Raw genomic sequence first — 11,658 nt, forward strand, 5'->3', positions numbered from 1 at the left:
CGGACAAATTATCACGATTGATTTCTCCCCAGGGAGATCGAACGGTGGGATACGGAGTGTGGAATTCCTATGCGTGAGAATCACATTCAACTCGGACGGCGTCGGCCTGACGATTCTGTCGGACACGGTCGACCAACCGGACGTCGAGACAACTGTCGTCATCAGATCGTCGTCGCGCGGGCTGGTGGGTCCAGGAGAGTTCGAACCGGGTTCGCCGGCAGGTTTTTCTCCCGGCCGAACGGGGTCGAGGTATGCGACTCGGAGTCAACGCCGACGTTGGGGGGAACGATCCCGACTCCTGGATCGACGCACTCGATGACGGCGGATATCGGACGGCTCCGGCGCCGATCGATTCGGACGCCGACGCCGAGACGGTAGCAGACTATCGCGAGACGGCCGCAGCGGCGGGCGTCGAGATCGCCGAGGTCGGTGCCTGGGGGAGCAATCCGATCAGCGACGATTCCGACGAGCGCGAACGGGCGATCGACGCCTGCGCCCGGCACCTCGAACTCGCCGAGGAACTCGGTGCGACTTGCTGTGTCAACGTTGCCGGTTCGCGCGGCGACGCGTGGGATGGCCCCCATTCCGCGAACTTCTCGGCGGAAACGTTCGACCGCATTGTCGAGTCCGTCAGGGAGATCATCGACCGTGTCGAGCCGACTCGGACGGTCTATACGCTCGAGCCGATGCCGTCGGTGCCGCCCCACTCGATCGAGAGCCAGCGGCGGCTCCTCGAGGCGGTCGATCGCGAGGCGTTCGGCGTCCACTTCGATCCGGTGAACATGCTCACCAGTCCGGAACGAGTCGCCCACAATGCCGAGTTCGTCCGTGAGTTCGTCGAAGCTTTTGCCGCGGACATCGCCGTCGTCCACCTCAAGGACGCGATAGTACGCCACGAACTGACCGTCCACATCGACGAAGTCGTCCCTGGCGACGGCGAGTTCGACATCCACACCCTGCTGTCGGCACTGGACGACCACGGCCTCGACGTCCCGATTCTGCTCGAACACCTAGAGAGCGAGACAGCCTACGAGCGGGCGACGACCCACGTCAGGGACGTCGCTGCGGACGTCGGCGTATCGCTGTGACAGCCGTTCACTTGACGAGGGCGTCACTCACTCGCCTTCCGGTTCCCTGACGGTCAAGACGGGTACGTCGGACGTCCGGACCAGCTTTTCCGTGACACCACCGAAGAGATAACGATCCAGTCCGGCTCGGCCGTGCGTCCCGAGCACGATCAGATCGGCCCGCTCTTCCGCGGCGTGTTCCCGGATCGTCGCCGGGATCGAACGGCCGCCAACGACGGCGGTCGAAACCTCGGAGACCCGTCCGCGGGCAGTCGACGCGGCCGACTCGACGGCCCGTTCGGCCAGGTTTTCTCGGCGCTCGCGTTCGCCCGACGGGTGAACGTTGCCGTCCGACCCGGGCGTTTCGACGACCGACAGTGCCGAAAGCGGGACGTTTGCCGTTTCGGCCAGTTCGACGCCGACGTCCAGGGCCGCAGCCGCACACTGGCTTCCGTCGGTCGGGACCAGGACGCGTCGGTAGGGATAGCGCAACTCGGCGTCGGGACAGGCGGTGAGGACGGGTACGTCGGCGAGTCGCATGACCCGGGCCGTGACGCTTCCCAACAGAAGTCGTTCCAGTCCGGTCCGTCCGTGGGTCGGCATCACGATCAGGTCGATGCCCGCCTCCTCGGCGAGGTCGAGGATTTCCCGGTACGGGCGCCCCTCCCGGAGCGTCGTCTCGACTTCGAGACCCCGATCCCGGACACGGTCCGTCGCCAGTTCGAGGACCTCCCGTCCCGGGGGCTCCCCGCCGCCCCCGTCGACGGTCAGGATGTGGACGCCAGCGTCGTGATCCGCCGCCAGATCCAGGGCGTGTTCGAGCGTCGACATCGCGCCCGCGCTGCCGTCCGTCGGGAACAGGATCCGTTCGACCATACCGGCAAGTACGTCCGGTTCCCGGAAAAGCCTGTCTCAGAAAGCGCGGTCGTACTGGGGCGGCACGCGAACGCGGTCCAGGGCGTCGAGTTCGGCCGCCGCCCGCAACGTGAAGTACGGGTCCCGGAGGTGCTCCCGGCCGACGATCGCCAGGTCGGCACGTTCGTTCCGGACGAGCTCGTCTGCCTGCTGTGATGTCGTGATCGCGCCGACAGCACCGACGCGTAGCGAAGACGGCGTCTCCTCCCGAAGACGTTCGGCGTGGGGTACCTGATAGCCGGGCCCGGCATCGGTGGGAGAGGAGTCCGGCGCGATGCCGCCGGAACTCACGTCGATCAGGTCGACGCCGGCCGCGGCGAGGTCGCCGGCCAGCCGGACGGACTGTTCGAGCGTCCAGGAGTCCTGATCGTCGAACCAGTCCGTCGCGGAGATCCGGACGAACACGGGCTTTCCGTCTGGCCAGACCGCCCGGACAGCCGCGACGACCTCCCGGAGCAGTCGCGTCCGGTTCTCGAAGTTCCCGCCGTACTCGTCGTCGCGGTCGTTGGTGACCGGCGAGAGGAACTCGTGGAGGAGATACCCGTGGGCGGCGTGGACCTCCGCGATCTCGAAGCCGGCCGTCAGGGCGTTCTCGGCTCCCGTCCGGAAGGCCTCGATCACGTCCGCGATGTCTTCTTGATCCATACGGCGATGGGGCGGTGCCGGATCGTCGTAGGGCCAGGCCGTTCCGCTCGGGCCGATCGTCTCCCAGCCGCCGTCGGCCGGCTGGACGGGCTCGCTACCCTCCCAGGGCCGGGTCTTGGACGCTTTCCGGCCCGCGTGGGCCAGCTGGATCGCCGGGATCGCTCCCTGTCCGGAGATGAACTCCGTGATCGGTTGCCAGGCCTCGACCTGTTCGTCCGACCAGATCCCGGTGTCCGCCGGGGAGATGCGACCACGCGGCTCGACCCCCGTCGCCTCGCTCATGACGATCCCCGCACCGCCGACGGCCCGGCTACCGAGGTGGACGCGGTGCCAGTCGGTCGGGATTCCGTCGCGTTCCTCACAGGAGTACTGGCACATCGGCGAGACCATCACGCGGTTGGGGGCGGCTACGTCGCGCAGTTCAAGCGGCGAGAAGAGGTCCGGTGTCATCCTGCCAGAGTTCGGTTCCGCGCCTGAAGAACGTCCCGACTCGGACTCTGGATCGGATAGCTGGGCCGCGTGGAGAGTTCGATCGTATCGTCCCAGACTACACTTCGGGATCCGAGGAAGATCTACGTTTGGCAACGATTACCATCCAAGGAAGATTTACAAGGCCTCGCCCGCGAACGATAGACATGGCCGCATACGGCCGGCCGACGTTGCGCGACCTGTTCGACGATTCTCCGACGCCCCACATCGCCCATCCGCCGCGGACACACCACCGTGACTTCTACCTGGCGACTGACGGTTCCTTCCGGGGTTCCGAGGGCGGACTCGGCGTCGTGATCGAGACCAGGGACGGCGAGCGCGTCGCTCGCCTGTCAGTGCCCGACGTGGTGCCGGACAACAACGTCGCGGAGTATCGGGCGTTGCACCTCGGGCTGGACGTCCTCGCGGCGCGGGCACCCCGACGGGCTCGGGTGGGCGTCCTCGTCGACCACGACGAACTGGCCGGCAACGTCAACGCGGCGAGACTGGCCGCCCGCCACCCCGACAACGAGACGCCCCACCGACTTTCCGTCCCGCCCGCGACCCGTCACCACTGGCGGGGGATCAGAGCCCGGATCAGCGGATTCGAGTCACTCCGAGCGGCACGGATCGACAGCGGCGTAAATCCGGCCCATCCCCTCGCCAACACGCCCGCGGAGTACGCCCACGTCAATCACGAACCCGAGCAGTGTCTCCGGCCCGAACCGCCCCGGAGCGGCGACGAGCGTGTTCCGCCACCCTCACGCGCCGATCGACCGGCCGACGACTGATCGGTTCGGGATGGGTTCAACTTCCACCTGTGGTACCCGACCGACGACTGATCGGTTCGGCTTCCACCTGTGGTGCCCGATTGACGACTGAGTCCGTCGGTAGGGAACGTCGGCCCGCGGCGAGTTACTGCTCCGCCTGGGCGTCGACGACCGCTACACCGGCCAGGTTGACGATGTCCTCGACGTCGTCGCCGTGCTGGACGACGTGGACGGGGCGGTCCATCCCCGCCAGCATCGGCCCGACTGCGCCGGCTCCCGCGAGGTTCTGGAGTAGTTTGTAGGCAATGTTACCTGCTTCGAGGCTCGGGAAGATCAGGACGTTGGCCGGATCGTCGAGGTCGGAAAACTCGTAGGTACCCGTCAGGGCCTCACGGAGCAGGGCCGTGTCGGCCTGCATCTCGCCGTCGACGGGGACCTCAACCGTCGGATCGTCTCGCAGCCGTCGGGCGGCCTCCCGCGGGACTCTGGTCCGCTCGTCGTCGACGCTTCCGAAGTCACTGTAGGACAGCAACGCCGCCCGCGGGTCGACGTTGAACTGCCGGGCGAGCTCGGCCGTATGGCAGGTGATTTCGGTCAGCACGTCCGCGTTCGGGTCAGGGTTGACGGTCGCGTCGGCGACGAACAGCACCTGGTTCCGGAAGGTGAGCATGTACACGCCTGCGACGTAGTCGGTGTCGGGGGCCGTTCCGACGACTTCCAGTGGCGGGCGCAACGCGGAGGGATAGTGGTTGGTCGCACCCGTCAGCATGGCGTCGGCGTCGCCGGTTTCGACCATGACACTGGCGAGGTAGTCCCCGTCGGTCAGCAGTTCCCGCGCCTCGTTGCGGGAGACACCTTTCCGCTTGCGGAGTTCGTAGAGGCGATCGGCGTACCGGTCGACGTCCTCGTCGCTCAGGTCGACTACCGTCGGATCGAACGAGAGACCGAGGCGATCTGCGCTCGCCCGGATCCACTCGCGATCGCCCACGAGGATCGGCTCGGCGATTCCCCGGTCGACGAGCTGGTAGGCCGCCCGGATCATCGCGTCGTCGTTGCCCTCGGCGAGAACCACGCGTTGGGGATCGCTCTTTGCCTTGTTGAGGACGATTCGCATCATCTCCCGGGACTTGCCCAGCCGTGCTTCCAGGGACTCGACGTAGGTGTCGAGGTCGGGTTTACGACGTGCCCCACCGGACTCGATGGCAGCCCTGGCGACGGCAGGGGCCACCTCGAAGAGGACCCGTGGGTCCAGTGGCTTGGGAATGACGTACTCGGGACCGAACTGGATCGGTTCGCCGCCGTAGGCGCTCACGACTGCGTCCGGGACGTCCTCGCGGGCCAGCGCGGCCAGCGCCTCGGCGGCAGCGACCTTCATCTCCTCGTTGATAGTGCGAGCGCGGGCGTCCAGGGCCCCCCGGAAGATGAAGGGAAACCCGAGAACGTTGTTGACCTGGTTCGGGTAGTCTGATCGGCCGGTCGCGACGATGGTCGTCCCCTTGCCAGCCGCCTTCGCGTCGGGATAGTCGATCTCCGGGTCAGGGTTGGCCATCGGGAAGACCATCGGATCCTCGGCCATCGAGGCGACCATCTCCGGGTCGACGATCCCGCCGACCGACAGGCCGACGAAGACATCCGCGCCGTCCATCGCGTCGGCCAGATCACCCGCCGGTCGATCGCTCGCGAACTCGGCCTTGTACTCGTTGACGTCGCCGGCCGCGGCCCGCTCCCCAGTCACGATCCCGCCGGAGTCGACCATCGTGATCCGCTCTCGCGGGACGCCCAGCGAATCGAAGAAGCGTGCCGTCGCGATCGCGCTCGCCCCGGCGCCCGAGAACACCACGTCGAGGTCGGCGAGGCCCTTTCCGACGATGTCGGCGGCGTTCAGGAGCGCTGCCCCCGAGATGATCGCCGTCCCGTGTTGGTCGTCGTGAAAGACGGGGATCGACAGCGATTCCTTGAGTGCCTCTTCGACGGTGAAACACGCCGGCGCGGCGATATCTTCGAGGTTGATACCGCCGAACGTGGGCTCTAAGGCCTCGACGATGTTGATTATCTCTGCAGGATCCTCGGTGTCGACCTCCAGGTCGAAGACATCGACGTCTGCGAAGCGCTTGAACAACACGCCTTTGCCCTCCATGACTGGCTTGGAAGCGAGCGGTCCGATGTCACCCAGGCCAAGCGTCGCGCTGCCGTTCGAGACGACGGCGACGAGGTTTCCCTTCGAGGTGTACTCGAAGACGTCGGTCGGGTCGGCGTCGATCTCCCGGCACGGGCCGGCGACACCCGGCGAGTACGCCAGACTGAGGTCCCGTTGAGTGTTGGTCGGCTTGGTCGTGGCGATCTCGAGTTTCCCGGGCGGTTCGCGTCGGTGATACTCGCGTGCGTCCTCTTCGAGTCCCATGGGAAATGCCTGTCAGCCAGCGACAAAAAGGTATGTGGGAGGGCCGCATGATCAACGGAAGATGACTCGCCGGAATGACGGAGGCTAAGTGGATCCCGATCCAATGGTTCCCCATGAATCGGCGGTTTCGTTATCTCGTTGCCGTCACGACGGCGTTCGTCTTCGCGACGATCCTGCTGGGGATCGCGACGAAGTCCTACGGGGCGGGGCTGGCCTGTGAGGCGCGCTGGCCGGTCTGTGACGGTGGTATCCTGAACCTCTTCCCCGAGTCGTTCCCGAGTTTCTTCGAGTGGATCCACCGCGTCGTCGCCGGCGTCGGCGGGCTGTTCATCGTCGGGTCGGCGATCGAGGCCTGGCGCCGGGACGTCCCCCCGAAGATCCGCAACGCGCTGACGGTCGGCGCCCTCCTGACGCCCCTACAGGTCGTTCTCGGCCAACAGACGGTCGTCAACTTCACCTTCCCCGTGTTGACAGCCCACTTCTGGACGGCCTTTACCATCTTCGCCGCGTTCGCGTTCGCGCTGGTGACGAGCTGGGCGGACGTGATTCGGCGGCGACATCTCAGAGCCGCTGCCGTCGTCACGCTGGCGCTCTTCCCCGTCCAGGTCCTGCTGACGCCGCCGTTCATCAGCAGTTACACGCCGGTGGTCCAGACGCTGCAGTACGCAGTCTTGCTCGTACTCGTCCTCGCGGTGGTTGCGCTCGTGGTGGTCGGCCGCCCGGCGTTCCCGGCGCGATATCGTCACGCTCCCGTTGTCGCCGTCGTCGCGCTGGTCCCGACGGTCTATCTAGGTCGTCACCTGCTCGCCGGATCGACGGTCCATCGCGCGGCCTATCTGCTAGCCGGGGTCGTCGTCTTCGGCGCCCTCGTCGCGAGTACAGCTGGCGTCTGGCGGAGTGACGGTGCCGTCAGCTGAGCGACCTGGATTGTCGCGACAGCAGTCCGTGCCGATCCCATCGAACGCCACATATAAACCCTCCCTGACACAATCAGGGCCCGATGGAATCGTTCGAACTCACTGTCCGCCTAGTAGCCGGTGTGGCCCTCATCCTGACCAACGGCTTCTTCGTCGCGATCGAGTTCGCCCTGACGCGTGCCCGCCAGTACACCGAAGAGGAGTTCGTTGGTGACGGTTCCCACCCCGGACTCCGGCGCGCCTGGGAGATGACCCAGGACCTCGAACTGTATCTGACGACCTGTCAGGTCGGGATCACAGCCTCCAGCATCGCCGTCGGGATCGTCGCCGAGCCGGCGCTGGCGGCGATCTTTGAACCGCTGTTCCACAACACCGTCCTGGCGTCGATCGGTTCGGGTGGGATCATCGCCTTCCTCATCATCAATCTCGTCCATCTGACCCACGGCGAGCAGACGCCGACGTACCTCGGCGTCGAGCGTTCGCGCTGGGTTTCGAAGTACGGCGCCGTCCCGCTGTACTGGTTTCACTTCCTGATCTCCCCCATCATCTCGCTGGGCGACGGCATCGCCAAACTCACACTGAAACTGTTCGGTGTCGAGATGACGGGCGCGTGGCTCGAGACCGAGGAGGACGTCATCGAGTCCCGAGCGGACCTGCGCAACCGCGTGGGATCTGCCCTCGAAGAGGGTGGCCTCAACGAGGAACGCCGCGAGGAAGTGATGAATGCACTGGCGATCGGCGAGCAGCCGGTTCGAGAGGTCATGATCGACGCCGAGGAGATCGTCGCTCTCTCGACGGACGTCGATCCCGCGGAGAACTTCCGCCTGATGGAGGAGCATCCACACACCCGCTATCCGCTGATCGGCGAGGGATTGGCCGACTTCGTGGGGATCATTTACGTGCCTGTCCTGACGCGCTATCGGGAAGAGGTCGCCACGGGAGACATGGACTTTGCCGATCTCGCGGCGCCGCCGATGACACTCTCGCCGGACGTCGACGTCAGCGACGCGATCGATCAGTTCCAGGCCGAGAACCAGGAACTTGCCCTGGTTATCGAGGACGGCGAGGTTGTGGGCATGGTGACAGTGACGGACTTGCTGGAATCGGTCATGGGTGACGTGGAGGATCCGATCGACACGCGTCGCCTCACTACACTCGAAGAGTGAACGGACGATACGGCCGAATATTGCTCTGTTTCGGGCCGACGGAGGCAGATCGGTTGATACGCTATCCCTGTCAGCCGTCTCCGAAGGCTCATTCGGTTCCCTTGTTCCCCGTCGTTGTCGATCCAACGAGTCGTATATGCCAGGATATAGCTGCATATAGGACTCATAGTAGCACCTAAGGGGGAACGATGATCCAGCAATCGGTGTGTTGTCGATCCCCCTTTCAGCGCGACGGTTCGGCCCTCTGGACTGGACCCATCCGCGAGCAGCGGCGGTCGGCCGGCGGCGACGGGAGAAACGTGGTCCAGTCGGCCGGCACGGAACCACTCGATCGAGGTGTGTCCGTCGATGACGGAGACGACTCAACCGACGATCGAACGGGCGCTCACCCGTGCCCAACGGGAGTGTGAGCTCTTGGACACGGAACGCGATGCGTTCCGAACGCTCCTGACCAGGGTCAGCCGGATCCAGGTCGACGGACCCGGTCCGACGACCGTCCGGACGGGTGGATCGACGACAGTCGTCCGATCGGTAGCTAGCCAGTCGTCGCGGCGCCTCCAGAAGCTCCGAACGGCGTATCGCGAGACGGTCATGGGGGTTGTACACTACGATTCGGAGTACGGTGAGTCCCTCCGGGAGAACCTGGCGGCCGAATGTGGGCACCCGCTGGCTCGACAGATCGTCGACGGCGAGACACTCGTGCCGACTGTCTACAACGCGTTCGTCGACGCCTGCAAGCGCGCCCGCGACGAACGCAGTCGGTTGTGCCAGTACGTCGAACGTGAACGGGACAGCCTGGGGCGATACGCGGAGCGACTCGACGGAATCGAAACGACAGCCGTCGAGGTGGGGTCCCGGATCGATTCGACATCGGAAACCGAATCACTGTCACGGATCGACAGGACGCTCGAACGGCTGGAGTCGCGATGTGCCGATCTCGCGACGGAGCGACAGGAACAGATACACGGCCGGTCAGTGGCCGACGTCGACGGGACCGAACTCGAACTTCTCGAATACCTTTATGACGACATGGAGACGACGACACCGGTCCTTGCCGACGTCGCTGCGTGTCTGGAGACGATCCGGTATCACCGCAATCGCTGTCAGGGCTGATCTCTCGAAGGTGACGTCGTGCCCTCGACTAGCGGCATCGGCGCCTTCTCGCCCTGTTTCCACGTCTCTACAACGCTTTTTCGGGCGTCAGCGGCCTTGTTCCAAGCGGTTTGGACGTGGTTGCTGTGTAACGCTGTCTCGTCGCGCACGTCCTCGTAGGTGTCGTCGTGAAGCGTCGTTTTGCTTGTGGTGACGTATTCACCCTCGAAAGCGTCGCGTGTGACGTAGTTGGCGGCCCACAGGAACTCCTCTACAGTCTCTTCGAGGGGTGCGGCGTCGTCACTGTCCACGTCGAGTTTGACCGGGACAGTACACCGTTTCTCCATACATCAGCTGTGTTCTTGATGGTTCAAAAATATTCGAGAGGTCGGCCCTGTCGTAGTCGGTGGGTTGTCACACGGAGCGTACGCGCTTTCTCCCACCCGTGAACGGGTGAGTTTCCGCGCTGTTACCGCGATGAGTGCTACATAGGTCTCTGGATCCCTACGTGGCACTCGCGCTACGGGTCGGTGTCGCCGGTGACGGATGGTTGGGCACTGATTCGCTCGATCGCCCGAACGTGATCGTCGAGTCGGTCGAGGGCGTCGTCGATCCGCGCCAGCGACGCCTCGCCTTCCGAGGGGTTGGCAACCGGCTGTCTGGCGGATTCGTCGGCTGGAATGACTGCTCCGTCGTGGGCGTCAGAGACGTGTTTGGTCGCGTGTTCCAGCGCCGATCGGTAGCTGTTCAGACGATCAGCGACTGCGTCGCATTGTCTGGCCGACAGCGTGACGTCGTCGAGAACAGTCGCGAGGTGGATGGTCGCCGTCGCGCTCCGTTCGATCCGGTTCGCGGTCCGGTGATGCCGAGACAGTGCGACTCGGTCGACGCCCAGCGAGTCGAGTTCCCCGAACGAAACCAACGAGCGGTTGTAGTGTCTCCGGATCAATGCGAGTAGTCGGTCGACATCCGGCCGCCGATCACTGACGTGTGACGCGACCGCAGCGTCGTCGGCCAGACCGTCGATCGTGGTTCGCAGCATCGAACTCACGATCGAAACTGCCTGCTCGATCGATTGCCTGATCGAGACGGCCGACGGGTCGAGCATGGCCCGGACGACTACCGCTTCGTCGCCCGACTCGACGATGTCCATCCCGACGAGTCCTCGTGCGACACTCCGTGCTGCCCGACTTTGTTCGTCGGTGATCGCCGTCTCGGCGACGAGCGTGATCCGTTCGAATCCCGCTTCGTAGGCTGATCGGATCGCCCGTTCGACGGTCTCTGGCGTTCGATCGGGGAGGGACCGCGAGATCGACTGTAGCCTCCCGCCGTCGGCCTGCCTGCCGCGGACGATCAACGACCCGTCGCGATGGGTGTATAGTCGAACCTCTTCGCCTGACTCCAGGCCCTGTTTTCGGGCCCAGTCTTTGGGCAGCGAGACGGTAAACGTCGAACCGCCCACGCGCTGTATCTTGCGTGTCTCCATCAGTAGATCAACTCCGGATCGCCTTCCAGGGCGTACAGCGTCCGGGCGGCGACGTTTTCGGCGTGATCGCCGACGCGTTCGAGGTCCCGGATCGTCAACAGCACGCTCGCGACGTCGTCGAGGACGGCTTCGAGGTCCCAAGCGTCCATCTCCGGATCGCGTTCCAGCAGGTCCCGGACTACCCGTTCGCTCGCGCGCTGACACAGCGCATCCAGGTCGTCGTCGCGCTCGGCGACGGCCCGACAGACCACCGCGTCCTCGGTCCCGTAGGCCGCCAGGGCGTCGTCGAGCATATCGGCCGCCGTCCGGCCGATCCCGGAGACATCGATGTCTGGCACGTTGGTCCGGGTGCTCGATACCGTGTATCGGCCGAGGTTCGCCGCCAGGTCACCGACCCGTTCGAGGTCAGTGATGACCTTGAAACTGGCCGCGACGAACCGGAGGTCGCCGGCAACGGGTTGCTCCAGCGCGAAGAGGTCGATACACTGTGATTCGACTTCGAGGTACCGTCGGTTCACGTCCTCGTCGCCCTCGATGACCTCGCGAGCGAGTTCGTCCTCACCCGCTTCGAGGGCCTGTAATGCCATCTCAAGACGGTCGAGGACGAGATCTCCCATCTCGAGGATCGCTTCCCGGAGGGCCACAAGCGCCTCGCGGTACGCCTCTCGTGCCATGGTATCACCCGAACTTGCCGGTAATGTAATCTTCGACGCGTTGACTTTCGGGATTCT

General features: G+C 65.1%; 10 protein-coding genes and 1 pseudogene. 5 read left to right on the forward strand and 6 right to left on the reverse strand.

The genetic code is table 11. From position 1 onward, the window contains the following. The first annotated feature begins 251 nt into the window (after nucleotides 1-251). Complete coding sequence (locus E3374_RS15320) at nucleotides 252-1,088, forward strand: sugar phosphate isomerase/epimerase family protein (protein ID WP_136689822.1); 837 nt, start codon at nucleotides 252-254, stop codon at nucleotides 1,086-1,088. 27 nt (nucleotides 1,089-1,115) lie between these two features. Here E3374_RS15320 and E3374_RS15325 read toward each other — a convergent pair whose 3' ends face one another. Both E3374_RS15325 and E3374_RS15330 read right to left on the reverse strand, forming a co-directional pair. After that, nucleotides 1,116-1,943, reverse strand: coding sequence for a universal stress protein (locus E3374_RS15325; RefSeq protein ID WP_136689823.1), 828 nt, complete (start codon nucleotides 1,941-1,943; stop codon nucleotides 1,116-1,118). A gap of 36 nt (nucleotides 1,944-1,979) precedes the next feature. Beyond that, nucleotides 1,980-3,077 carry an NADH:flavin oxidoreductase/NADH oxidase gene (locus E3374_RS15330; protein ID WP_136689824.1) on the reverse strand — a complete coding sequence of 366 codons (1,098 nt, stop codon included), beginning with the start codon at nucleotides 3,075-3,077 and terminating at the stop codon, nucleotides 1,980-1,982. Nucleotides 3,078-3,262: 185 nt separating this feature from the next. Between E3374_RS15330 and E3374_RS15335 the strand changes: the two genes are divergently transcribed. After that, nucleotides 3,263-3,886: a ribonuclease H family protein gene (locus E3374_RS15335; RefSeq protein WP_136689825.1), complete on the forward strand. Its 624-nt coding sequence runs from the start codon at nucleotides 3,263-3,265 to the stop codon at nucleotides 3,884-3,886. Between the two features lie 124 nt (nucleotides 3,887-4,010). Here E3374_RS15335 and E3374_RS15340 read toward each other — a convergent pair whose 3' ends face one another. Further along, a complete protein-coding gene (locus E3374_RS15340) occupies nucleotides 4,011-6,266 on the reverse strand; it encodes an NADP-dependent malic enzyme (RefSeq protein WP_136689826.1) in 2,256 nt (751 codons plus the stop codon). Nucleotides 6,267-6,379: 113 nt separating this feature from the next. On the opposite strand from E3374_RS15340, the gene E3374_RS15345 reads away from it, so the two are divergent. From E3374_RS15345 to E3374_RS15355, 3 genes are all read left to right on the forward strand, one after another. Then, nucleotides 6,380-7,183 (forward strand): COX15/CtaA family protein, encoded by an 804-nt coding sequence (locus tag E3374_RS15345; RefSeq protein WP_136689827.1) that lies wholly within the window; start codon nucleotides 6,380-6,382, stop codon nucleotides 7,181-7,183. A gap of 83 nt (nucleotides 7,184-7,266) precedes the next feature. Beyond that, on the forward strand, nucleotides 7,267-8,349 hold the full coding sequence (locus E3374_RS15350; RefSeq protein WP_136689828.1) for a hemolysin family protein: 1,083 nt from the start codon (nucleotides 7,267-7,269) through the stop codon (nucleotides 8,347-8,349). 348 nt (nucleotides 8,350-8,697) lie between these two features. Then, nucleotides 8,698-9,462 (forward strand): DUF7260 family protein, encoded by a 765-nt coding sequence (locus E3374_RS15355; protein WP_136689829.1) that lies wholly within the window; start codon nucleotides 8,698-8,700, stop codon nucleotides 9,460-9,462. Nucleotides 9,463-9,494: 32 nt separating this feature from the next. Here E3374_RS15355 and E3374_RS15360 read toward each other — a convergent pair. The 3 genes and pseudogenes from E3374_RS15360 to phoU form a co-directional block, all read right to left on the reverse strand. Then, nucleotides 9,495-9,788, reverse strand: a pseudogene (locus E3374_RS15360) (RNA-guided endonuclease TnpB family protein); the annotation flags it as partial. A gap of 173 nt (nucleotides 9,789-9,961) precedes the next feature. Continuing rightward, on the reverse strand, nucleotides 9,962-10,927 hold the full coding sequence (locus tag E3374_RS15365) for an AbrB/MazE/SpoVT family DNA-binding domain-containing protein (protein ID WP_136689830.1): 966 nt from the start codon (nucleotides 10,925-10,927) through the stop codon (nucleotides 9,962-9,964). After that, on the reverse strand, nucleotides 10,927-11,601 hold the full coding sequence (phoU, locus tag E3374_RS15370; RefSeq protein WP_136689831.1) for a phosphate signaling complex protein PhoU: 675 nt from the start codon (nucleotides 11,599-11,601) through the stop codon (nucleotides 10,927-10,929). Before phoU ends, E3374_RS15365 begins: the two co-directional genes overlap by 1 nt. Nucleotides 11,602-11,658: the final 57 nt, after the last annotated feature.

Origin of the sequence: Halorhabdus amylolytica (assembly GCF_004944975.1) — an archaeon.
Taxonomy (GTDB): Archaea; Halobacteriota; Halobacteria; order Halobacteriales; family Haloarculaceae; genus Halorhabdus; species Halorhabdus amylolytica.

Bases quoted from the DNA above. Each gene is read 5' to 3' on its own strand.
- E3374_RS15320 (WP_136689822.1), top strand. From the start codon at position 252: ATGCGACTCGGAGTCAACGCCGACGTTGGGGGGAACGATCCCGACTCC.
- E3374_RS15325 (WP_136689823.1), bottom strand. From the start codon at position 1,943: ATGGTCGAACGGATCCTGTTCCCGACGGACGGCAGCGCGGGCGCGATG.
- E3374_RS15330 (WP_136689824.1), bottom strand. From the start codon at position 3,077: ATGACACCGGACCTCTTCTCGCCGCTTGAACTGCGCGACGTAGCCGCC.
- E3374_RS15335 (WP_136689825.1), top strand. From the start codon at position 3,263: ATGGCCGCATACGGCCGGCCGACGTTGCGCGACCTGTTCGACGATTCT.
- E3374_RS15340 (WP_136689826.1), bottom strand. From the start codon at position 6,266: ATGGGACTCGAAGAGGACGCACGCGAGTATCACCGACGCGAACCGCCC.
- E3374_RS15345 (WP_136689827.1), top strand. From the start codon at position 6,380: ATGAATCGGCGGTTTCGTTATCTCGTTGCCGTCACGACGGCGTTCGTC.
- E3374_RS15350 (WP_136689828.1), top strand. From the start codon at position 7,267: ATGGAATCGTTCGAACTCACTGTCCGCCTAGTAGCCGGTGTGGCCCTC.
- E3374_RS15355 (WP_136689829.1), top strand. From the start codon at position 8,698: ATGACGGAGACGACTCAACCGACGATCGAACGGGCGCTCACCCGTGCC.
- E3374_RS15365 (WP_136689830.1), bottom strand. From the start codon at position 10,927: ATGGAGACACGCAAGATACAGCGCGTGGGCGGTTCGACGTTTACCGTC.
- phoU (WP_136689831.1), bottom strand. From the start codon at position 11,601: ATGGCACGAGAGGCGTACCGCGAGGCGCTTGTGGCCCTCCGGGAAGCG.